Raw genomic sequence first — 21,506 nt, forward strand, 5'->3', positions numbered from 1 at the left:
GGCGACGATGCCCGACACGCTGATCGCCCGATTCTCCCGTCTCCGCCGCCTGGGCAGCACCGAGGCCGCCCGCCGTGTGCTGCAGAAGCTCTCGGCCCGGCTCTCGGACGGCGAGCCGGACCTGCCCATCTCGCCGGAGGACATCGCCGACTCCGTGACCGTGCGGGCCCGCCTGGAGTCGCTCCCGCTGCCGGCGAGGGCGGAGCGCATCCGCATCGGGTGGGTGTGCACGCCGCCGGCCGCCGGCTCCGGCGGGCACACCACCCTCTTCGGGATGGTGGCGGCGCTCGCGGAGCGCGGAGCGGACTGCACGCTGTTCCTCTACGACCGCGACGGAGCCGACATCTCCCGGCATTTGGAGGTGCTGCGCACCAGCTGGCCGACCCTCAGGGTCGCGGTGGCGGACGCGCGATCCGGCATCCGCGATGTCGACGCGTGCGTCGCCAGCTCGTGGGAGACCGCCCACGTGCTGGCCTCGCGACTGCGTGTGCGCGTCCCGGTGTTCTACCTCGCGCAGGACTTCGAGCCGTACTTCTATCCGAAAGGCTCGCTCGCCACGCTGGCGGAGGACACCTACCGGTTCGGCTTCGACACCATCGCGCTCGGTCACATGGTCGGGGGCGAGCTCGAGCGCATCGGGGTGCCGAGCGTCGTCGCGCCGTTCGGCTGCGACACCGACGTCTACCGGCCGTCAGAGCTCCACGACCGTCCGGGCGTCGTGCTCTACGCCCGCCCCGGCGTGGACCGCAGAGGATATCTCGTGGCGAAGCTCGCCCTCGAGCGCTTCCACGCGGCACGCCCCGACGTCCCGATCCACCTGTACGGCGCCCCGGTGACGGGCTGGACCATCCCGTACGAGCACCACGGCAAGCTGTCCCCGGCCGAGCTCAACGCGCTCTACAACCGCTGCAGTGTCGGCCTCGCGCTCTCGTACACCAACATCTCGCTGGTCGCCGAGGAGATGCTCGCGGCCGGTGTCGTCGCCGTCGTGAACGACTCACCCCTCGCCAGGGCCGACCTCTCGAACCCCGGAGTCGCCTGGGCCTTCCCCACGCCGCAGGGCATCGCCGACGCGCTGGAACGCGTCGTCGACGACCCGCCGAAGCCGGACGACATCGTGCGGATGGCGGACTCGGTGCGCCGAGGATGGGGCCCCGCTCAGGCGATCGTCTCCGATCGCATCCTCTCGGCCGTCACCCCGTCGTCGCCTTCCCCTGTCCCCCCAACGGGTCACTTTGACGTGCTATCATGATCCGATTCTTGGCGCGACCTGAATTGACAACCATTACTCTGAGGAGTCTTTCATGTCTCGCGCCCTGATCACCGAGCAGCGTCGCCGCGCTCGCCACATCCGGCTCCGCGCTCGAACCATCGTCCTCGCATCGCTGGCCGTGCTCGCGGTGATCGTCGCCCCCCTCGCAGTCATGGCGGCGCCGCGCGCCGCAGAGACGTACCTCGGCAACGCCGTGCCGACCACCGACACCGACCCGGACAACATCCCGGTCGAACTCGGGATGCGGTTCAGCCCCACCGTCGACGGCCGGGTCACCGGAGTCCGCTTCTACAAGAGCACGGGCAACAGGGGAACCCACACCGGATCGCTCTGGGATTCGCGCGGCAAACGAATCGCCAAGGTCACCTTCTCGGGCGAATCGGCGTCGGGCTGGCAATCGGCTTCCTTCGCCAAGTCGGTGTCCGTGACCGCCGGCGCCTGGTACACCGTCTCGTACCTCGCGCCCGTGGGCCGCTACGCCGACGACACCGGGTACTTCACGCCGCAGGATCAGCGAGGCCATCTGGTCGCCGACGTCGGCAGCGGTGTCTACCGCTACGGCCCCAAGGGCGGATTCCCGACTTCGAACTGGAAGAACTCCAACTATTACGTCGACGTCAACTTCGTCCCGAGCGGCGAACTCCCGCCCGTGACGGGCACGCCGTCGTCCGCCCCGACGCAGACACCGTCGATCACGCCGTCCCCTACTCCGACCCCAACCCCCACGCGCACGCCGACGCCCACGAACACGGGCACGGCACCGCCGTCGGGCGGAAACGCCGCGCTCGGCCTGCCGACCATCCCGTGGGAGGGCGGCCCGGCCTTCTACGACAAGTTCGCGATCAGCAAGGCGGGCGGCTGGACCGACCCGTCGTTCTTCCCGATCGGCATCTGGTGGGACAGTCTCGACACCGACGCGAACGCGAAGTTCGACAAGAGCTATGGCATCAACAGCTACATCGAGACCAATCCGACCGTGGACTACTCCGTGTTCGCGGACAACGGGCTGAAGTGGATCGGTGGAAAGCTGAACGAGACGTTCCCGGACAACGGCAGCGCGTGGTCGGGCAACTTCCTCGGCGACGAGATCGACGGCCGCTACGACCCGCCGGCTGCCGGGATCGAGTATCTGGGTCAGCAGGCAGCCGAGGTCGCGGGCAACGGCCGGTTCTCATACGCGAACTTCACCGCGATCGTCGCGAGCAACTACAACGCAGCGCAACTGGCGGCGGACGAGAAATACCTCAGCCTGGTCGACGGCCCCGTCTCGGTGGACGCCTACTGGTACACCGACCCGCACTGCAGCCAGACGCCGTACCGCGACTACTCGTACGTGCCGGTGAACCAGGCGCACTGCCGCACCGCCTCCAGCTACGGGAAGACTGTCGACTCGGTGCGCGCCAGAGTGGCGGCGGCCGGGCAGCTCAAGCCTGTCTGGAACTTCGTCGAGATGATGGGCGGCGACCCTTACTACATCTCGCCTGCGCAGCTGAAGGGTGCGGTGATGAACTCGATCATCCACGAGGCGCGCGGCATCGTCTACTTCAACCAGAGCTTCACCGGCACATGCGTCAGCGGCAACCTGCTGCGCACGGTTCAGGTCGACCCCAAGGGGTGCGCGGCGGCGAACGCCAACGCGATGAAGCAGGTCAACACCGTCATCCAGTCGCTCGCCCCCGTCCTGAACACGCAGTCGTATAAGTACAGCTTCGGCCCGAACCTGGACACGATGCTGAAGTACAAGGACGGCTCGGCGTACGTCTTCTCGATGATCAGCGGCGACCAGAACTCGTCTCCGGGATCGCGCACCTTCGCGCTTCCGCCGGCGCTCGCCGGCGCGACCTCGGTCCAGGTGCTCAACGAGAACCGCACGATCCCTGTCGTGAACGGCTCGTTCACGGATACCTTCGCTCAGGAGAGCGACTTCCACGTCTACAAGATCACGCCGCCCGCCCGATGAGCGCACTCGAAGGCGTCGCGGCCCGTTACCTGGGGAGGGACCACATGGGCACGACGGGCCGCGGCGACTTCGAGCACGTCATCCTGACTCGGTTCAACGTGCGGATGGAGATGTACCCGCACGCGGCGACGGACGAGTGGCTGCAGGAGCGGCTGGCCCTCTTCCGCCGCTACTGTCTGCCCTGCGTCCGGGCACAGACGGTGCGCGATTTCCGCTGGCTCCTCTTCTTCGACGCCGGCAGCCCCGATTGGTTCAGGGCCGAGGTGGAGGCGCTCGGCGACGCCCGCTTCCAGCCGGTCTGGGTCGACGGGTTCTTCGACGTCGACGTCGTGAAGGAGGCGCTTCGCCCCGCCCTCACCGCGTCGCACCTGATCACGACCCGGCTCGACAACGACGACGCCATCGCCGACGACTTCGTCGAGCGCGTCCAGGCGGAGTACGAAGGTCAGCGGATGGAGTTCGTCAACCTGGTCGACGGATCGCAGCTCGCCGACGGCAAGGTGTACCTGCGCCCCTACCCGCGGAACCCCTTCGTCTCGCTGATCGAGGAGGTCGGCTCAGAACGCCCGACGACCGTCTTCGCGTCGCGTCACTTCGCCATCGACACCGTCGCGCCGGTGCGCAACGTCAAGACCCCGCACCCGATGTGGCTGCAAGTGATCCACGACGACAACACCCTCAACGAGCGCGTCGGGCTCCGGGCGCGGCGCGCTCGGGTGCAGCCGTACTTCTCGAGCGAGTTGGGACTGCGTCCCGGCGACCCGCAGTATCTGCGCGACCGGATACGCGACGGCGGAAGGATCGTGATGCGCTTGCTCCGCAAGCCGTCGCGGATCGTCGACCTGGCCGCCTCGGTGTTCGCTCCGCGCTCCGGATCACGCGGCGACGGAGGAGCGGCGGCCGTCGGCCCTGAGCGGTCCGGCCGCTGACGGCCGGAACGTGCGCCGCGCGGCGCCGCACAGGCCGAAGAGCACGAACAGCGTGCCCGCCGCCATCGGGAACGTGAGCCCGTCGAAGAACGCGAACAGGACTCCGGTGGCGACGACCGCTGCGACGAGCGCCTGGGAGAGCTCCTTCTGCAGTTCCGTCACCGCCGTGCGCCGCGCGGTCGCGGCGCTCCAAACGGAGAACCCGAGGAGCGCGGCCACGGCGAGCAGTCCGACGATCCCCAGCTCGATCGCCAGGACGAAGTACTCGTTGTCGAGGATGTAGTAGACCGGCAGGAAGGTGCCGAACCCCTTGCCGACGACCGGGAAGCGCTGGAAGAACTCCAGAGCGCTCGCGAAGCCGTCGATCCGGGAGACGGTGCTCGTGTCGGTCGAGATGCCGCCGAACAGCCCGCGGAGCGTGCCCAGCATCCCCGGCACCGTGAAGCCGATGGCGGTGACGCCGACTGCGGCGGTGACCAGGGCGGCGAGCTTCCGCTTCCACGGCCAGGTGACGAAGAGGACGAGCAGGGCGGCGACCAGCCCGATGATGGCCGACCGTGACACCGACAGCAGGATGGCCACCGCGATGACAGCGGCGTTGAGCACGTGCAGTGCGCGGTGACGGGTGTCGCGGCGGAGCGCGAACGTCAGGGCGACGGGGAAGGCGGCGGCGAGCACGACGCCGTACTCCAGCGGGTGCGTGGCCGTTCCCGAGGCCCGGATGAAGCCGCCGCGGGTGTCGACACCGGCGAGCGCGTCGTCGGACATCCCGGGCACTGCCAGCCAGCCGAGGAGTGAATCTCCGGTGGTGAACTGCGCGATTCCCAGCGTCGCCATCAGTCCGCCCAGTGTGGCCAGCCGGCGGAGCACCGTGATGAGGCCGTTCGCGGTCAGGATGCCGTCGAGCGCCGTGACCACGATCCCCAGGAGCGCGACCGTGCGGATGACGCCGTTATCGGCCACGGTGACCTCGTTCGTGGGAATTCCGCGCAGCATCGCCCAGGAGTAGCTCGCCAGCACCGCCACGGCGAACCCGGCCGCCGCGTAGCGGAGCGGCTGGCGGACGCCGACGTGCCGTTCCGTGCGCTGGAGCTGGTACCACATCCAGCCCAGGGTGCAGAAGAGCGCCCACATCGTCGCCGGCCGTCCGGCGGCCGAACCGAGCGACGAGATCGACAGGCTGGAGGGGACGGCGTAGAGCAGCACGAGGTAGACCGTGAGCGCCGTGACCCCGTATCCCGCCTGCGCGCGCGCATCGGCTGCGGCGGCGGCCTCGGCCGTCGTTGCCGGGGTGCTCGGCGAGGTGGTGCTCATACCGCGTCTTCACGCCCCGACGGCTCGTCGTGGTGACGCCCGTGGTCGCCGCCGCCCGCGCGGGACCGACTCCAGACGCGCGAGGGGCGGCTCTGCTGGCCCGCGGCGGCGAGGCTCGCCTTGAGCGCCTTCGCCTCCTGCCGCTGACGCTTCAGCATGCCGATCAGCCCGTCGAGCAAGCCGACGAGCAGGACCACCGCGACGAGCGAGCCGACGGCGATGAACCCGAGCGTGGTGTACCTGGCCTTCTGGATGAGCTTGGGAGCGTCGTCCTGGGTGAGCGTGAGGCTGCTGATCCGCGACTCGGCCGGCACCTGCGCATCGTTCTGAAGCGTGTTCAGCGTGGTGGGGACCGCCGCGACGACCGCGTCGAGCACGCGGGCCACGTCGTTGTCCTTCACGCCGTCCACGGTGACGACGACCACCGGCCCGCTGGTCGTCAGGTCGCGGGCGACGCTCGCGGTCACATTCGGGTAGTCCGCGAGGATGTCGCCGGTCACGGTCTTGGAGTTCATCGAGCGGACGAGGACGTCGGTGGCCTGGCTGAGCCCGCCGAGGTAGTAATAGGGGTTTCCTCCGACCGGGACGCTGCCCTTGCCGGGGATGAGGACCACGCTCGCGGTCCTCTCGTACGTCGGCGAGGTCTTGTTGTACGACATCAGGCACAGCACCGCGGCGAGCAGGAGTGCGGGTACGGTGATGTACCAGCGCCTCAGGAGGCTCATTCCGATCCTCTTGGCGTTCATGACGGGATCTCCCCCCTGTAGGCAGCCAGCGTGAGCTGCAGTTCGCGGTCGAGTTTGCGGTAGCGGCGAAGTCGGGCGAGCAGATCGATGAGCACGGTGCCGCCGACGGCCGCGAAGACCGTCAGGAGCCCGACCGCGCCGAGCGCGCGCATCTTCATGGCGTTGGTCGTGAAGGAGTATCCGATCGATGGGCTCGCGGGGGAGACGTCGACCGAGATGCGGTTCTCCGCGGAGACCCCGGTCACCTCTTGCTGGTGGGCGGCGATCGCGCGGATCCGGGCGATCTCCGTGGCGAGCGTTGTGCGCACCCACTCGGGCGTCGGCCCTGCCGCCTTCACGTTCAGGCCAGGGGTGTCGAAACTGTACTGCCACTGGCCGCCCATGTTCGGGAGCAGGACGCTGCTCCCGCGGGTGATGCCCGCGCCCTGGAGGGTCGCGCTCTCGCCGAGGCGATCGGCGGGCTTGCCGCCGTCGTAGATCCTCTCGACGGTGGCGGCGAAGGCGACGAGCGAACTGCGCTGCCAGTCCTGTGCGATCGAGACGCCGCTGCCGGGGGAGCGGAAGTAGACCGTCGTCCCGGTGTAGTAGACCCCCGGCTGGTGCGACAGCGTGAGGAAGGCGATGCCACCGCAGAGCACGATCGCAATGGCCGCATACCAGCGCGCCCGCAGGATCTGGAAGACGTCCCACGTGGTCATGTCGCCGCCTTCCGTCGGCGTCCGCTCGCGAAGTGCAGCTTCACGGAGTCGAGACCGCGAGGTCCGAGGACGGCGATCGTGGCGGCCTTCGCCGCGCTGCGGACGGACTCGCGCGTCGCGCGCGCGGGACCGGAGACCAGGCGGTCTCTGAGGAGAGCGCCCCGCGAGGGCGCGGGGACCTCGTCGAGCAGCCCGGGGAAGAGGTCGGCGTAGGCCGCCGGGCGTGCCAGCCGGCCCCGGACCCGATTGCTCACGTTCTCGCCGTGCACCACCTGCAGCCAGCCGGGTGCGCCCGCGAGCGTCAGCGCCTTCATCGAGAGCGGGAGGCGGTTGTGCCAATCGGACCAGCACGTCACCGCACCCGCCCAGGGCTCGGCGACCGTGCAGAACGCGTTGTAGCGGTCGACGCGAGTGTAGACGCCGTGGCGGTCGGCGATCAGGCCCCGTCCGGCGTAGACGGCGGTGCGCTGTCCGTGCGGCGCAGCCGCCTGGATCCGCTCCACGAAGTCGGTCGCGAGCGCGTCGTCGTTGTCGAGGTTGGTGGTGATCAGACCGAGCCGCGGCGTCCCGATGGCGTGCTCGATGTCCTGCAGCATGTCCTTGGTCGTCACCACGTCGCGGAAGACGGGTGTGAACGACCCTGCGGCGGCGTGCGGTTCGATCCACTCTGTGAGCCAGGAGGGGCTCTCCGGGTCGAAGTAGATGATCCAGGTCGCGTCGGTGACGGTCTGGGCGAGCACGGACGGCAGGCAGTACTTCTCGAACAGCGCGACGCGCGAGCGCAGCCAGCCGTCCTGCGCGCGGACGATGCTCTCGTACCCGGTGGAGGGGAGGTTGAAGCGGGTGAGGATCACGTGGTCGAAATCGTCGCTCATCGGACGTCGCTCCTGCTGCTCGCATCGCGTTCCCAGCCCTGGGCGACGCGTGCGGGTCTCCTGGCCACCAGGGCGAAGACGATGTAGACGAGTGCGTCGGCCGCGCTGAGCGGGCCGCGGACGCTCCCCATCACCCGCCGCAGCGTGCGACCGGGCGTCGTCCCGCCGACCTCGGCATTGCCGCGCTGGACGCGGCGCAGCGTCGCGGCGAGGTCTCTGCTGGTCCGCGGTGTGCGCACGATCGCCGGGGTGGTCGGCAGGATGAGCTTCTCCCCATCGGCGAACTGACCGTCGATCCAGAGGTCGTCCGCGATCAGCGCGGGGAACTCGGCGAACCGTCGGTGGCCGTCCTCCGAGACGGCGTAGGCGCCCGCGCCCCACAGTGCGGCCTCCGGCGAGGCCGCACGCACGCGGGCCCGGTAATACGCCCGGACGAGCGGATCGGCGCCGGCGGTGTCGTACCGGAGACCGGGGCGCGCGGCGAGGGCGCCGCCGTTCTGGAGCGCGCCGAACACCGCCGCGACCGCGCCGGGAGAGATCTCGATGTCGGCGTCCAAGTACATACGGGGCCAGCGGGTGGCAGCGCGGTCGCCGGCGTTCAGGGCGGCGGGCTTGGACGGCTCGGCGAGATCGAGCACCCGGACGTTGGGGTGGCCGCCGGCCGCGTGAGCGGTCCCGTCCGTGCAGCCGTTGCAGGCGACGATGACCTCGAGGGAGCCGCTCTCGATCGCCGGGGCGAGGGCGCGGAGCGTGCGCCGGATGACCGCCTCCTCGTTGTGGGCCGGGATGATGATGCTTCCGGCGGTCGTGTCGTCCGCGCGCTCCTGCTGCCGGTCCTGCGCTGCCTGCGTCGGCTCCGCGCTGCTCGTCGCGTGCGGGAGCGACTCCCACGAGACGGGGCGCAACAGCGCTTTCAGAGCGGCGCGCTGAGCGGGCTGGTTCGCACGGAGGGCTGCGTGCAGGACGGCGACCGCGTGCACTCCGAACACCCGTGCGGGCGATGACGTCGCTCGCGCGTAGCGGACGCGGTTGACCGCCATCAGCGCCGTGAACTCGGGACGGACTCCCGAGCCGCCCTGCTCGTGCCGGACGATCGCGTCCGGGGTGAACCAGACGGTCTCGCCTGCCTTGCGAGCGCGGTGGAAGTACTCGGTCTCCTCCGAATAGAGGAAGAAGCGCTCGTCCCAGGGGCCGAGCCGGTCCGCCAGGTCGCGGCGGATCAGGAGTGCTGCTCCCGTGGCCCAGTCGATCCGGTGCGGGTAGTCGTAGCTCGTCGTGTCCCAGTCGATCTCGGAGAGCCGCGCGCCGCGCCCGCGCCACCGCTCCCCCCAGAGGGCGTCGCCCAGTGAACGGGTGACCGTGGGCTCACGGCGCAGGGACGGGTACGGCGCTCCGGTGCTGTCGCGGATGGCAGGCACCACGATTCCGGCGCCGGTCCGGTCCATCCGGCCGAGCAGTGCGCGGACCGCTCCCGGCTCGACCGTCAGGTCGGGGTTGAGCACGAGCAGGGCATCCGATGCGCCGGCGGCGCCGAGCGCCGCGTTGATGCCGCCGGCGTAGCCGACGTTGCCTGCGACCCGGACGATCGTGATGTCCGGCTGGTCGGCCAGCCGGGCCACCGTGTCGTCGGTGGACGAGTTGTCCGCCACGACGAGGCGGAGTCGCGTCGTCCGCGCCTCGACGCGGAGGGACGCGATGAGCGCGTCGATGTGCGACGCACTATTGTACGTGACGGTGACGACGGTGACCTCGGCGGTCTCGGCGGGGCCGGCGAAGGTACCGGAAGGGTCGGCCGGAGGAGCAGCGGCCGGGATCGCCGGGGTGATCATCCCCGCGGGGAGAGCGGTCGAACCGGACGATCCCAGGGGGATGACCTCGATGCGGGAGCGTCGGACGGCGGCATAGGCCGGCGGACCCTGGACGAGGTAGCGCTGCGCGAGCCGTCGCGGCTCCAGGGCGAACCGCCACGCCCACTCGAGTCCGTGATCCGACACCCAGCGCGGTGCGCGCTCGATGCGTCCCGCGAGGAAGTCGACGACGGCGCCGAACGCCAGGAGGGTGCGCGCGCCGGTGAGCTCGCCGTACTCGGCGATCCACACTTCCTGGCGCGGCTTGCCGATGCAGACGACCAGGACGTCCGTCCCCGCCTCGGCGATCTCCTGCGCGATGAGGCGGGAGGAGACCGGATCGGCGAGCTCACGAGCGGAGGGCGACCACATCCCGGACACGGAGAGTGCGGGACGCTCCAGCGCGAGCCGCTTCCGGAGTGCGTCATGCGTCTCGGGAGATCCGCCGAGGAACCCGACGCGCATCCCGTGCTCCACGACACGTTCCAGGAGGGGGCCGATCAGGTCGCTCCCGGCGAGGCGCGGCCACGACGCCCCGGTGTCCCGTTCCAGTTTGCGCGCGATCGGGGCGCCGTCGATGAGGTTGAGCCATTCGACGCCGCCGCTGCTGCGCGAACCGGTGCCGTGCCAGCGGCCGTTGTGGCCGAAGTGGTGGATGTGGTCGAGGTTGACCGAGCACACAGCGAGCGGTGTCGCCTGCGGGATGTTCCAGTGGCCCTCGATGATCCGCAGTGCGTCGTCGAAGCTCATCAGGTCGACGGCGGTGCCGGCGATGGTCACCCGCGACGGGGTGTCGAGCTGGACCGCGGCGGCGTCGGACCCGCGCGGTGCGGGCGTGGCTCTGCGGCTCATCGCGCAGCTCCCTTCGGGTCGGAGTCCTCGCGCGGTTCCGTCGGCGTGTTCGTCGCCACGAGACCTGGCGATAGAAGTGATCATCACTCACTTCCAGGTCAATCGTACGTGAGAGTGAGGAATTCTCGATTACCCCAGAGCGGGGGTGAATCATTCTCATCTTTATCGGGATATGGGTAGTATCGCGCCGTCGGGGCGTGCTCGGCGGTGGGCACCACGCCCTGCGCCGCGCTCGGCCGGGAGGGAGAACGCATGGGACGGATCGTCGTAATCGGCGGGGGCATCCTCGGCCTCGCTGTGGCGGCGCGCGCCGCACATGCAGGCCACCCGGTGACCGTGATCGAGAAGGAAGAGCGCCTGGCGGCGCACCAGACCGGTCACAACAGCGGCGTCGTCCACGCCGGGCCCTACTACAAGCCAGGCTCGCTCAAGGCCCGGATGTGCACGGCAGGCAACGCGTCGATGGTGGCCTTCGCCCGCGAGCACGGCATCCCGCATGCCGTGACGGGCAAGCTCATCGTCGCGGTCGAGGATCGTGAGCTGCCCGGCCTGGGCGAGCTCCACCGCCGCGCGATCGCCAACGGCGTCCCCTGCCGGCTCATCGGCCCCGACGAGGTCGCGGACTTCGAGCCCAACGTGTGGGCCCTCGGTGCGTTGCGGGTGGAGACGACCGCGATCATCGACTATCCGGCCGTGTGTCGGGAGCTCGCCCGCCAAGCCGAAGAGCACGGAGCGGAGATCCTCCTCGGCACGAAAGTCACCGGCATCGCGACCCTGCCGGGCGGCGTCGTCGTGGAGCACACGAGTGGCGAGACCCGGGGTGACCTCCTGGTGAACTGCGGCGGTCTCCACGCGGACCGGATCGCCGCGCTCGCCGGGGTCGAGCCCGACGTCCGGATCGTGCCCTTTCGCGGCGAGTATTACGAGCTCAGGCTCGAGCGGCGACAGCTCGTACGCGGCCTCATCTACCCCGTCCCGGACCCGGCGCTGCCGTTCCTGGGGGTGCACCTCACCCGCATGATCGACGGCTCCGTGCACGCTGGACCGAACGCGGTGCTCGCCCTGGCGCGCGAGGGCTATCGCTGGCGCGATGTCGACCTCCGCGACCTGGCCGACTCGATCGGCTATCCCGGACTGCTCAGGATGGCATCCCATCACCTCGGCACCGGTGCTCGGGAGGTGGCGCGCTCGTTGAGCAAGCGGCTCTTCGCGAGCAGTCTGGCCCGGCTCGTGCCGGAGATCGTCGCCGACGATCTGACGCGGGCGGGAGCCGGCGTCCGCGCCCAAGCGGTGCGGAGGGACGGGAGCCTGGTGGACGACTTCGTGATCCAGCGCTCCGAGCATCAAGTGCACGTGCTGAACGCCCCCTCGCCGGCGGCGACCAGTGCCCTGGAGATCGCGGCCTCGATCCTGCAGGCCGCTGGGCTGAACGCGGCGCGCTGACTCCGCCGCCCCCCGGAAAGGGGGTGGCGGGCCCCTCCCAAAAGCGATGTATTCTCACTTTTGCGACAGGTGAGGAAAGATCACTTTTTCGGTCTCCACCTCGTCCACCCGAAATGCACCTGTGGAACCCGAAAAGCAGGGGGCGAACGTGAGAACTGCGAGCAACCCGAGCCCGCGACACCCCGCGCACAGCGCGTGGCGGCGTCCCACGAGCGCCCTCCCACGCGGGGCCGGCGGCGGCGAAGCCGTTCGAGACCACGGCTTTCCCCCAGCCGTCGCCGGCCCTGTCCACGGGCGTGCATCGCAATTCGTTCCGGGGAAGGGGAACACGCAGTGACCGTCATCCGCCCGCGCCAGCTGACCCGAAAGCTGTCCGGCCGCACCTCCTCGACGTGGCGTCGCTCCCCGGGCGACGAACAGGCGGAGGAGTACCGGCATCAGGGGCGGCCGTGGTCGCACTCGTACCTCTGGCGGCTCCGCACCACGGACACCGCCATCATCGTCGCCGCGATCGGCGCGGCCTTCGTGCTGCGCTTCGGCCCGGACGACGTCGCGACGCAGGTCTCCGGTCTGCCGGTGCCGTACCTGATGATCTCGCTGCTGATCGGCCTCAGCTGGTCGATCGCGCTGTCGGCAGGGCACACGCGTGACGCGCGGGTCTGCGGTATGGGTCTCACCGAGTACCGCCGCGTCGTCTCGGCGAGCGCGCTGACATTCGGCGTACTCGCCATCGTCTTCCTGGTCGCGAAGGTGGACATCGCCCGCGGCTACTTCATCCTCGCTCTCCCGCTCGGCGCCGTCGCACTCCTCGCCAGCCGATGGCTGTGGCGCAAGTGGCTGATCGCGCAGCGCCGCTACGACCACTACCTCTCCCGGGCGATCGTCGTCGGCGACGCCGAAGACGTCGGCTACGTCGCCTCGCAGATCCAGGCCAAGTCCGGTGCCGCCTACCACGTGGTGGGCGTCGCGCTCGACGACCCCGACCGCTCGGCGGTCTCGATCGACAGCAGGGAGCTGCCCGTGGTCGGCGGGCTCGGCGACGTGCGCGAGGCGACCACCCGGCTCGGCGTGGACACGGTCATCGTGGCCGGCCAGCCGCGCGGGGGAAGCCGGTTCATCCGCAATCTCGGCTGGGCGCTCGAAGGCACGTCGGCCGACCTCGTGCTGGCCTCGCGGCTGACCGACGTCGCCGGTCCGCGCATCCACTTCCGCCCCGTCGAAGGGCTGCCCCTCATCCACGTGGAGATTCCGCAGTTCGAGGGCGGCAAGCACGTGCTCAAGAGGCTGCTCGACATCGTCGTCTCCGCCGCGGCCCTGCTCGTCCTGGCACTCCCGATGCTGGTGATCGGTCTCATCATCCGTATCGGCGATCCGGGTCCCGCCCTGTTCCGCCAGGAGCGCGTCGGCCGCAACGGCACGACGTTCACGATGCTCAAGTTCCGCTCGATGGTGGTCGACGCCGAGGCCCGGCTGGCCGCTCTGAGCGAGAAGAACGAGGGCAACGGACTGCTGTTCAAGATGAAGAACGACCCCCGGGTCACCCCGATCGGCCACTTCATCCGCAAGTTCTCGATCGACGAGCTGCCGCAGCTGTGGAATGTGCTCGTCGGCGACATGAGCCTTGTCGGCCCGCGCCCGCCGCTGCGACGCGAGGTCGACGCGTACGAGAGCCACGTCCACCGTCGGCTGTACATCAAGCCGGGTCTCACGGGGATGTGGCAGGTCAACGGCCGCTCCGACCTCTCCTGGGAGGAGAGCGTCCGCCTCGACCTGTACTACGTGGAGAACTGGTCGCTCACGGGCGACCTGGTGATCCTCTGGCGCACCGCCCGCGTGCTCCTGCACCCCACCGGCGCCTACTGACGCCGCCGCACTCTCCGACCACCGAACGAGCATCGACCTGGGGGCGACGCTGATGACGATCACACAACACGAAGACCGGCCGACACTCGCACCGGGCGCCGATGTCGACCCGCGCGCCCGGGTCGGCGCACGCACGCGCGTCTGGCATCTGGCGCAGATCCGCGAGGACGCCGTCGTCGGCGACGACTGCATCCTCGGGCGCGGTTCCTATGTCGGGCCGGGCGTGCGCATCGGCGACAACTGCAAGCTGCAGAACTACGCGCTCGTCTACGAGCCGGCCGTGCTCGAAGACGGCGTCTTCGTCGGCCCGGCCGCCGTGTTCACCAACGATGTCTTCCCGCGGGCGGTGAACCCGGACGGAACGCTCAAGTCGGCCGACGACTGGCACGCGGTCGGCGTGACCGTTCGCGCCGGAGCGTCGATCGGCGCACGGGCGGTCTGCATCGCACCGGTCGAGATCGGATGCTGGGCACTCGTCGCGGCGGGCTCCGTCGTGCGAAACGACGTGCCCGATTACGCGCTGGTAGCCGGTGTCCCTGCCCGCCGCATCGGCTGGGTCGGCGAGGCGGGCTTCCCCCTCGTCGCCCTGGACGACGGCGATCCCGACGCTTCGGGCGGGCGCCGCTGGCGGTGCCCGGAGACCGGTGCGCTATACCTCGAGGCGCACGGCGTGCTCAGCAGGGAGGGGCAGGAGCCGTGACCGGGACATCGCGACGCAGGCCCTCGCACCGCACCTGGATCATCGTCGGCCTGTCCGCGGCTGTCGTGATCGCAGTCGGCGCCTTCGCACTCGGCCAGGTGCCCGTCACGGCGGGCCGGACGACCGCCGCCGACGCGCCGTCGTCACCCGGTGGGCAGAGCGGCTCGGGCTCGGGCTCGGCCTCTCCCGGCGCCGGCGGTACCGGATCCGGTGGAACGGCGACGGAGCCGCCTGTCGGAAAGCGATACACGACGGAGGTCATCCCTGCGCAGCCGACGCCCACGCCCGCACTCCCGTCATCCACGCCGCTGCCGTACCCCGTGAGCGCCCCGCTGCCGGCATCCGCGAGCGCGACGGGCAAGCTGGTCAGCGGATACCCGTCGGGCGTGCTGCCGCAAGCCCCTGGGTCGAGCATCCAGAGCAGTTCGGTGTCGTCGCAGGCGAGCCATCTGCAGGTCAGCCTGCAGGCGAAGACCGGCCAGGGCGTCACCGACATCGTCACGTTCTACCGGGCGGCGCTGGCCAAGTACGGGATGTACGACTCGCCGGCGCCCGCGCAGGGCGGAGCCACCTCCGTGCGGTTCGAGCGCGACGGCGACTCCGTCACGCTGACCGCCACTCCCGGTGACTCCGGAACGAGCTACGTGGTCTTCGGCACCTTCACCGCGAAAAGCTGACCGTGTCCGTGCGGCTCGTGTCCCATGCTCCGGGCGTCCCGGCCCCCGCACGCGTGCTTGCGGCGCCCTGCGCTCCGCTCGGATGATGACACTATGAAACAGCGCACGCAGCGCTGGCTCGTCTCCGGAGCCACCGTGGTGGTGCTCGGCGCGGCTGTGACCTACGGCGTCGTGGCGTACGCCGACTACCGCTCGCGCGTCGACCAGGCCGTCGATGCCGCGGCGACGCCGACGCCGACGCTCCCGACCGGGCAGCTGCTGGTCTTCCGCAGCACCGCCCCCGGCGCGGGCTATGGTCACGTCGCCTCCGTCCCGCTCGCGGATACGTCGGCGAAGCGGACGGACACCGGACTCGCCTGCGACCGGGTGTATGCGACCCACGAGAACCTGATGTGCCTGCACACCGACAGCGGGACCGTGACCTCGTTCACGGCGACCCTGTACGACGGCTCCGGCGCGAAGCTGAAGAGCTGGCCGCTGCCCGGGGTGCCCAGCCGCACCAGGATCTCCGCGGACTCGTCCCTCGTCGCGCAGACCTCGTTCGTAACCGGCTCGTCCTACGGCTCCGAGGCGTTCTCGACGGAGACCACGATCTCGGCCGTGCGCGGCACGGACTACGGAAGCCTCGAGGATTTCACGCTGCTGGTCGACGGAACGGCGGTGACCGCGGACCGGGACTTCTGGGGAGTCACCTTCGCCTCCGACGACAACACCTTCTTCGCGACCGCGGCCTCGGGCGGCCACACCTGGCTGGTGCGCGGCAACCTTCGCGGTCGCACGATGGTCGCGATCCACGATGGCGCGGAATGCCCGTCGCTCTCGCCGGACGGCACCAAGATCGCCTACAAGAAGAACACCTCGACGAACCCGGCGGTCAAGCACTGGACGCTGGCGGTGCTCGACTTCGCGACAGGGGTGGAGACGCGGCTCCCGATCACGGACAGTGTCGACGACCAGGCCGAATGGCTGAACGGCTCGACGCTGCTGTACGGCCTCGCCAACCCGGCGAAGCCCGGGGACAGCACCGTCTACAGCGTCGCGATCGACGGGACCTCCGCACCACAGGTGTTCCTGCACCACGCCTGGTCGCCCTCGGTGGTGCGCTGAGGCCGACCGTGTAGGCCGGGGGCATCGGGCCTCTCGCGGCGTCGGCGGCCTCTCGCGCCGTCGGTGGTCGCGCCTAAGCTGGCCGCATGTGCGGACGATTCGCGTTGGACTCCGAGACCGACGAGATGATCCAGGAGTTCGTCGCAGAGGGCGGAGACTTCCGCAACTGGCGACCGAGCTGGAACATCGCGCCGACCGACCCCATCCCCGTCTTCCTCGAGAGCAAGAAGGGGGACGAGCCGAGCGTGCGCCGGCTCGAGCTCGCACGGTGGTCGCTCGTCCCGTCGTGGTCCAAAGAACTCAAGACCAAGGTGCCGACCTTCAACGCCCGCGCGGAGACCGCGGCCGAAAAGCCGATGTTCAAGGCCTCCGTCGCATCCCGGCGCGCGATCATCCCGGCCCGCGGCTACTACGAGTGGCAGACCGACCCGGAGACCAAGAAGAAGACGCCGTTCTTCATCCACTCGGCCGACGGCGAGCTGCTCGGCTTCGCCGGCCTGTACGCGTGGTGGGCTGATCCCGCGCTCGCGCGCGACGACCCGGAGCGTTGGCACCTCACGGCCACCATCCTCACGTCGGACGCGGTGCAGACACTGTCAGACATCCACGACCGCAACCCGGTGCCGCTGCCGCGTGAGCTCTGGGATCACTGGGTCGACCCGACGGTGGTCGGCGACCAGGCGCTGGTCGACGAGGCGGTGCGCGCCGCGCTGCCGGTGGCGGATGCGCTCGTGTTCGACCGCGTGGGGCCGGTCGTGGGCGACGGGCCGGAGCTGATCAGGCCGATCGACGGCTGACGGCGAGCTTCGCGTCGTGGGCGTCGCTCCCCGCCGCCTCCGTGATCCGCAGGAACACGATGATCCAGCTGAAGATGAGCACGGCGGCGACCAGCTCGACCGCGGTGAGGTTGTAGTAGCCGACCGCGAAGAACAGGGCCACCAGCACGATCACGCCGATGAAGACCCAGCCGAGCACGTAGAACGCGCGCGGGAGGTGGGGCATCATCCAGCGGATGCCCACGGCGAGGATGCAGAAGACGACCGCCATCCCGGTCGCCGCCGTGTTGTGCAGCAGGAAGAAGCGGTCGACAGGGAACAGGCCGACGCAGGCGAGCATCGCACCGACGATGATGAGGCCGGTGCGCACCTGCAGTTCGCCGCGGGTCGGCCTCCGCTCGAGGCTGCCGCTGTCGGTCGCGTACCGCGCGATGGCCGTGACGACGACGCCTCCTACGATCACGGTGATGTTGAACGTCGCCGCCGACAGGTCGTCGCTGATGCCGAGCACACTCAGATTCTGCTTCCACCAGTGCGGGTTGGAGGCGGTGAGCATGCTCGTCAGGGCTCCCACCACCAGGAAGATGGCGAGCACCGCCGAGAGGAGCAGCGGGTTCATGTTGGCGGCGGACAGGAACACGTAATACGCCGAGACGGCCGCTGCGGTGCCGACGAGCAGGGTGGCCGGGAGGGCGAACACCTGCGCGTCCTGGAAGCTCCGCGCGAGCACGTCGCTGAGCACCGTCCAGAGCAGCAGGACGACGACGGCGTGCGCGACCGAGATCGCGAGCGAGTCGAACACCTCCACGGCCGCACCCAGCCGCGACCGGTGCTCCTTGGGGCGGCTGAACCAGGGGATGCTCCAGGTCGTGATGCGACCGCCGCCGTAGGAGACGAGGGCGACGATGCAGCAGGCGATCGCGGCGAACTGGCCGACGGATCCCGCGCCCGCGATCGAGAGATCGTGACCGGCGAACACGAAGAAGGCCACGACTCCGACGGCCACGAACGCCAGCGCACCCATGCCAAGCGCGAGCGATTCGACGGAGGCGGCCTGCAAGCGGCGGGAGAGCCGATCGGCTCGGTGTTCTCCGACGCTTTCCGCCGAGACCGCGGTGTTCATGCTCCGAGCATAGGCGGGGCGGACCCGCTCTGCCGAGAGGGCACCGTCACCTGGTCAGTTCGATGAGCAGCGTCCTGTGCGTCGGGATGCTGCGCCCGGTCTCCTCGAAGCCCAGGGCCTGCAGCTCCGCGAGCCCGTCGTGGTCGAGGCTGCCGTCCACGTCGTTCTCGACCAGCCAGACCCGGTGCACGCCGTCGAAACGGCCCAGCTCTGCGGCCTTCGGGATGGAGTAGACGCGGTCGGCCCAGCCGATGTTGCGGTAGTACGGCGTCCGGAGGGTGGGGTCGCTGACCGCGGTGAAGCCCGCGGGGTACGTGCGCATCGCGAGCCGCGGACGCTGGGACGGCCTGGTGGACTCGTCGAAGACGACGGCGTCGCCCGGCACGGCAGCCGCTCCCATCGCCGCGCTGACCTCGGCCCAGTCGGAGTTGTTCTTCGAGTACGGGCCGCGCTGCGACAGATACACCGGGGCGCAGACGGCGACGAACGCGAGCAGCCCGGCACCGGTCACCGCAACGGCGGGCACGCCGGCGCGGCGGGAGACGAGGCGCCCGAGCACGAGCAGTCCCTCGGCGATCAGCAGCGCGGCGGCGGGGGCGGCGAACGTCGAGTAGCGCGCCGTGTACATCGGGAAGGCGAGGTTGACCAGCAGCAGCGTGCCGGTCGGCAGGATCAACCAGCACGCGCCGACCAGCGTGGCGGACACCGGAAGGGGAGCCCGCTCGGCCGTTGCCGCCGTCGACGTCCCCCGTCGCCCGGCCCGTCCCCAGCGTGCGTACGCGGCGGAGCCGACGGCCAGCGCGATGCACGCCCAGGCCGCCAGCGCGACCCAGCCGTCGCCGAACCACGGCATCCACAGCAGCGTCGCCGGGTCGATCGGCTGGTTGCCCAGGTAGCCGATCTGACTGCGCTCGAAGTAGGCGAGGAGCACGAGCGGCGCGACCGCGACCAGTGCACAGCCGGTTGCAACGGCCCAGGCGCGCAGGGCGGGACGCGACGCTCGTGAGAACAGCAGGATCGCAACATGCGCGACCGCGATCGATGCGGTGTAAAGGAAGAGGTAGGACGTGAGCGCGAGCCCGACCCCATACACCGCCCAGCAGGCGCGGCGGACCGACGCGGGCACCGTCCTGCCGCCTCCGTCGACGAGCCAGAGCAGCAGCACGGTGAGCCAGCCGGCGGCCGCGGCGGTGAAGGCGAACGACCGCGCCTCCTCGCCGGCGTAGGTCATGCGCGGGACCACGCACGCGACGATGCCGGCGACGACCGCGGCCTTCGGGCCTCCGCGGCGCCCGGCCAGCAGCGTGACAGCGGCGACCGCGAAGCCGATCGCGACGGCGCTCGGGAAACGGAGCGCGAACGGGCTCTCGCCCGCAAGCCGGATCCAGCCGTGCATACCGAGGTAGTAGAGGCCGTGCACGGCGTCGACGTGGAAGAGCATCGGCAGGAGGGTGGCGACGGGGCGCCGGGCGGACATCAGCGTCGTCGCCTCGTCGCCCCAGAGCGACGGGATCCAGCTGCCCGTGGCGCACACGATCGTCGCGACGAGCCCGAACACGGCTGCGATCGTCCACGGCCGGACCGCCCGGAGCGGCTCGGTGTCCGTCCGGCGGTCAGTTGTGGTCAGCGTGCTCATTTCCACCAAGAATCGCGTCGCCCCCAAGTATCGCGTCCACTCGTTCTCGCGCGCGCTCGTTCTCACGCGCTCGCGAACGCACTCCAGCCAATCAGACGACTCCGGGGAGTCCCTGGGGAAGCACTGCGGAAACACACAATCTGCGGATATTTCACCCGCCGGTGCGATGGAATTCACCGGATCGTCGACTGCCCGGACCCCGGGGGCCGACCTCAAGCCGGCCACCCGGGATCCGCCCCACACACATCGGGAAGACGGTTGCCCGTGATCGACACCACGCCGCATCCGATGTGATGCGATCACGGTACGTCGGCCCGCGCGGCCCGGCGAGGGGATTTACGCGGACCGGCGGCGGTGGTAATTCAGAGCTCTCCGCGGCGTGCGCCCGCCCAGAGGTCGATACCGGCGTCGATGGCGAGCCCGTCGATCGCGGCGAGCTCCTCGGGGGAGAACGAGACGTTGTCGAGCGCGCCGACGTTCTGCGCCAGCTGCTCGACGCTGCTGGCGCCGATCACGAGCGACGTCACGCGCGGATCGCGGAGCGCCCAGGCCAGTGCGAGCTGCGCGAGCGTCTGCCCGCGCGAGGACGCGATCGCGTCGAGGCCGCGCAGCCGCTCGACCGCCTCGTCCGTCAGCCATCCGGCGTCGAAGGAGGTCCCGGCGGCGGCACGCGAGCCCTCCGGCACCCCGTTCAGGTACTTGCCCGTCAGCATGCCCTGGGCGAGCGGCGTGAAGCCGATGACGCCGACCCCCAACTCGTCGACGGCGTCCAGAAGGCCCTCGGTCTCGATCCAGCGGTTGAGCATCGAGTACGACGGCTGGTGGATGAGGAGCGGAGTCCCCAGCTCGCGCAGGATCTCCGCCGCCCTCCTGGTCTCCTCCGCGCTGTAGGACGAGATGCCGACGTAGAGCGCCTTGCCGCTGCGCACCGCGGTGTCGAGCGCCTGCATCGTCTCCTCCAGCGGGGTGCTGGGGTCTGGTCGGTGCGAATAGAAGATGTCGACGTAGTCGAGACCGAGGCGGGCGAGCGACTGATCGAGGCTGGCGAGCAGGTACTTGCGGCTGCCTCCGCCCTGTCCGTACGGCCCCGGCCACATGTCCCAGCCGGCCTTCGACGACACGATGAGCTCGTCGCGGTACGGGCGGAGGTCCTCGCGCAGGATGCGCCCGAAGTTGACCTCGGCCGCGCCGTACGGCGGTCCGTAGTTGTTGGCGAGATCGAAGTGGGTGATCCCGAGATCGAAGGCGCGGCGGACGATGGCGCGCTGGGTGTCGAGCGGGCGGTCGTCGCCGAAGTTGTGCCAGAGGCCGAGCGACAGTGCGGGGAGGTCGAGGCCGCTGCGACCGGTGCGGCGGTACTGCATCCGGTCGTAGCGGGAGGCGTCAGGGAGGAAGGTCATGCCACCAGCCTCCCTGGTGCGACCCAATTCGTCCAACAGGGCTGCCCGATCCGATTGTCCGTCCGCACGGATGAATGTGTGGCGTGGCCCGCGTCAGCTGCGGGAGGCGCCTCGACGCAGCCAGCCCACGATGGCCGTGATGATGAAGAAGACGATCCCCAGGATGGCCAGCCACAGGAGGCCCTTCACGGCGAAGCCGAGGATCGCGAGGATGAGCCAGATCACGAGCAGGATGATGATGAGAGCAACCATGCGACCACCGAACGCCGTCGCGACGGGATCGTCAA

Annotated in this window: 18 protein-coding genes; 9 read left to right on the plus strand and 9 right to left on the minus strand. The window is 70.1% G+C overall.

What is annotated here, in order from left to right; genetic code table 11:
- Positions 1 to 7: 7 nt before the first annotated feature.
- Genes JNB50_RS10495 through JNB50_RS10505 form a run of 3 tightly spaced genes read left to right on the plus strand, consistent with a single transcriptional unit; the run spans position 8 to position 4,162 of the window.
- Positions 8 to 1,252 carry a glycosyltransferase family 4 protein gene (locus JNB50_RS10495; RefSeq protein WP_208040083.1) on the plus strand — a complete coding sequence of 415 codons (1,245 nt, stop codon included), beginning with the start codon at positions 8 to 10 and terminating at the stop codon, positions 1,250 to 1,252.
- Between the two features lie 52 nt (positions 1,253 to 1,304).
- Entirely contained in the window at positions 1,305 to 3,233 is a 1,929-nt protein-coding gene (locus JNB50_RS25500) for a DUF4082 domain-containing protein (protein ID WP_208040084.1), read from the plus strand.
- The gene (locus JNB50_RS10505) at positions 3,230 to 4,162 is read left to right on the plus strand and encodes a glycosyltransferase (RefSeq protein ID WP_208040085.1); all 933 of its coding nucleotides are present in this window, start codon (positions 3,230 to 3,232) and stop codon (positions 4,160 to 4,162) included. The genes JNB50_RS25500 and JNB50_RS10505 overlap by 4 nt, the downstream gene beginning before the upstream one ends.
- On the opposite strand, the gene JNB50_RS10510 is transcribed toward JNB50_RS10505, so the two are convergent.
- From JNB50_RS10510 to JNB50_RS10530, 5 genes are read right to left on the minus strand one after another with little or no spacing between them, the layout of a single operon-like run.
- Positions 4,109 to 5,476 carry an O-antigen ligase gene (locus tag JNB50_RS10510; protein WP_208040086.1) on the minus strand — a complete coding sequence of 456 codons (1,368 nt, stop codon included), beginning with the start codon at positions 5,474 to 5,476 and terminating at the stop codon, positions 4,109 to 4,111. The genes JNB50_RS10505 and JNB50_RS10510 overlap by 54 nt on opposite strands.
- Positions 5,473 to 6,201 carry a hypothetical protein gene (locus JNB50_RS10515; RefSeq protein ID WP_208040087.1) on the minus strand — a complete coding sequence of 243 codons (729 nt, stop codon included), beginning with the start codon at positions 6,199 to 6,201 and terminating at the stop codon, positions 5,473 to 5,475. Before JNB50_RS10515 ends, JNB50_RS10510 begins: the two co-directional genes overlap by 4 nt.
- Positions 6,202 to 6,218: 17 nt before the next feature.
- Positions 6,219 to 6,920 (minus strand): hypothetical protein, encoded by a 702-nt coding sequence (locus tag JNB50_RS10520; RefSeq protein WP_208040088.1) that lies wholly within the window; start codon positions 6,918 to 6,920, stop codon positions 6,219 to 6,221.
- Positions 6,917 to 7,795 (minus strand): glycosyltransferase, encoded by an 879-nt coding sequence (locus JNB50_RS10525; RefSeq protein ID WP_208040089.1) that lies wholly within the window; start codon positions 7,793 to 7,795, stop codon positions 6,917 to 6,919. The genes JNB50_RS10520 and JNB50_RS10525 overlap by 4 nt, the downstream gene beginning before the upstream one ends.
- Entirely contained in the window at positions 7,792 to 10,494 is a 2,703-nt protein-coding gene (locus JNB50_RS10530; protein ID WP_208040090.1) for a WecB/TagA/CpsF family glycosyltransferase, read from the minus strand. Before JNB50_RS10530 ends, JNB50_RS10525 begins: the two co-directional genes overlap by 4 nt.
- A 252-nt stretch (positions 10,495 to 10,746) precedes the next feature.
- Between JNB50_RS10530 and lhgO the strand changes: the two genes are divergently transcribed.
- The 6 genes from lhgO to JNB50_RS10560 all read left to right on the plus strand — a co-directional run bounded on the left by lhgO (position 10,747) and on the right by JNB50_RS10560 (position 17,081).
- Positions 10,747 to 11,937: an L-2-hydroxyglutarate oxidase gene (gene lhgO / locus JNB50_RS10535; RefSeq protein ID WP_208040091.1), complete on the plus strand. Its 1,191-nt coding sequence runs from the start codon at positions 10,747 to 10,749 to the stop codon at positions 11,935 to 11,937.
- Positions 11,938 to 12,270: 333 nt separating this feature from the next.
- Entirely contained in the window at positions 12,271 to 13,800 is a 1,530-nt protein-coding gene (locus tag JNB50_RS10540) for a sugar transferase (protein WP_307794685.1), read from the plus strand.
- A 52-nt stretch (positions 13,801 to 13,852) separates the two neighbouring features.
- The gene (locus JNB50_RS10545; RefSeq protein ID WP_208040092.1) at positions 13,853 to 14,500 is read left to right on the plus strand and encodes an acyltransferase; all 648 of its coding nucleotides are present in this window, start codon (positions 13,853 to 13,855) and stop codon (positions 14,498 to 14,500) included.
- The gene (locus JNB50_RS10550) at positions 14,497 to 15,177 is read left to right on the plus strand and encodes a hypothetical protein (protein WP_208040093.1); all 681 of its coding nucleotides are present in this window, start codon (positions 14,497 to 14,499) and stop codon (positions 15,175 to 15,177) included. Before JNB50_RS10545 ends, JNB50_RS10550 begins: the two co-directional genes overlap by 4 nt.
- A 93-nt stretch (positions 15,178 to 15,270) precedes the next feature.
- Positions 15,271 to 16,284, plus strand: coding sequence for a hypothetical protein (locus tag JNB50_RS10555; protein WP_208040094.1), 1,014 nt, complete (start codon positions 15,271 to 15,273; stop codon positions 16,282 to 16,284).
- An 86-nt stretch (positions 16,285 to 16,370) separates the two neighbouring features.
- On the plus strand, positions 16,371 to 17,081 hold the full coding sequence (locus JNB50_RS10560) for an SOS response-associated peptidase (RefSeq protein ID WP_208040095.1): 711 nt from the start codon (positions 16,371 to 16,373) through the stop codon (positions 17,079 to 17,081).
- Here JNB50_RS10560 and JNB50_RS10565 read toward each other — a convergent pair.
- The 4 genes from JNB50_RS10565 to JNB50_RS10580 all read right to left on the minus strand — a co-directional run bounded on the left by JNB50_RS10565 (position 17,062) and on the right by JNB50_RS10580 (position 21,471).
- Complete coding sequence (locus JNB50_RS10565; RefSeq protein ID WP_208040096.1) at positions 17,062 to 18,183, minus strand: hypothetical protein; 1,122 nt, start codon at positions 18,181 to 18,183, stop codon at positions 17,062 to 17,064. The genes JNB50_RS10560 and JNB50_RS10565 overlap by 20 nt on opposite strands.
- 46 nt (positions 18,184 to 18,229) lie before the next feature.
- A complete protein-coding gene (locus JNB50_RS10570) occupies positions 18,230 to 19,819 on the minus strand; it encodes a hypothetical protein (protein ID WP_208040097.1) in 1,590 nt (529 codons plus the stop codon).
- Positions 19,820 to 20,181: 362 nt separating this feature from the next.
- Positions 20,182 to 21,219 carry an L-glyceraldehyde 3-phosphate reductase gene (gene mgrA, locus JNB50_RS10575; protein WP_208040098.1) on the minus strand — a complete coding sequence of 346 codons (1,038 nt, stop codon included), beginning with the start codon at positions 21,217 to 21,219 and terminating at the stop codon, positions 20,182 to 20,184.
- 93 nt (positions 21,220 to 21,312) lie between these two features.
- Positions 21,313 to 21,471: a hypothetical protein gene (locus JNB50_RS10580; RefSeq protein ID WP_208040099.1), complete on the minus strand. Its 159-nt coding sequence runs from the start codon at positions 21,469 to 21,471 to the stop codon at positions 21,313 to 21,315.
- Positions 21,472 to 21,506: the final 35 nt, after the last annotated feature.

This window comes from Leifsonia sp. TF02-11 (assembly GCF_017565305.1).
Lineage (GTDB): Bacteria > Actinomycetota > Actinomycetes > Actinomycetales > Microbacteriaceae > Leifsonia.

Bases quoted from the DNA above. Each gene is read 5' to 3' on its own strand.
- JNB50_RS10510 (WP_208040086.1), bottom strand. From the start codon at position 5,476: ATGAGCACCACCTCGCCGAGCACCCCGGCAACGACGGCCGAGGCCGCC.
- JNB50_RS10525 (WP_208040089.1), bottom strand. From the start codon at position 7,795: ATGAGCGACGATTTCGACCACGTGATCCTCACCCGCTTCAACCTCCCC.
- JNB50_RS25500 (WP_208040084.1), top strand. From the start codon at position 1,305: ATGTCTCGCGCCCTGATCACCGAGCAGCGTCGCCGCGCTCGCCACATC.
- JNB50_RS10520 (WP_208040088.1), bottom strand. From the start codon at position 6,920: ATGACCACGTGGGACGTCTTCCAGATCCTGCGGGCGCGCTGGTATGCG.
- JNB50_RS10570 (WP_208040097.1), bottom strand. From the start codon at position 19,819: ATGAGCACGCTGACCACAACTGACCGCCGGACGGACACCGAGCCGCTC.
- JNB50_RS10505 (WP_208040085.1), top strand. From the start codon at position 3,230: ATGAGCGCACTCGAAGGCGTCGCGGCCCGTTACCTGGGGAGGGACCAC.
- lhgO (WP_208040091.1), top strand. From the start codon at position 10,747: ATGGGACGGATCGTCGTAATCGGCGGGGGCATCCTCGGCCTCGCTGTG.
- JNB50_RS10545 (WP_208040092.1), top strand. From the start codon at position 13,853: ATGACGATCACACAACACGAAGACCGGCCGACACTCGCACCGGGCGCC.
- mgrA (WP_208040098.1), bottom strand. From the start codon at position 21,219: ATGACCTTCCTCCCTGACGCCTCCCGCTACGACCGGATGCAGTACCGC.
- JNB50_RS10560 (WP_208040095.1), top strand. From the start codon at position 16,371: ATGTGCGGACGATTCGCGTTGGACTCCGAGACCGACGAGATGATCCAG.
- JNB50_RS10515 (WP_208040087.1), bottom strand. From the start codon at position 6,201: ATGAGCCTCCTGAGGCGCTGGTACATCACCGTACCCGCACTCCTGCTC.
- JNB50_RS10530 (WP_208040090.1), bottom strand. From the start codon at position 10,494: ATGAGCCGCAGAGCCACGCCCGCACCGCGCGGGTCCGACGCCGCCGCG.
- JNB50_RS10565 (WP_208040096.1), bottom strand. From the start codon at position 18,183: ATGAACACCGCGGTCTCGGCGGAAAGCGTCGGAGAACACCGAGCCGAT.
- JNB50_RS10495 (WP_208040083.1), top strand. From the start codon at position 8: ATGCCCGACACGCTGATCGCCCGATTCTCCCGTCTCCGCCGCCTGGGC.
- JNB50_RS10555 (WP_208040094.1), top strand. From the start codon at position 15,271: ATGAAACAGCGCACGCAGCGCTGGCTCGTCTCCGGAGCCACCGTGGTG.
- JNB50_RS10580 (WP_208040099.1), bottom strand. From the start codon at position 21,471: ATGGTTGCTCTCATCATCATCCTGCTCGTGATCTGGCTCATCCTCGCG.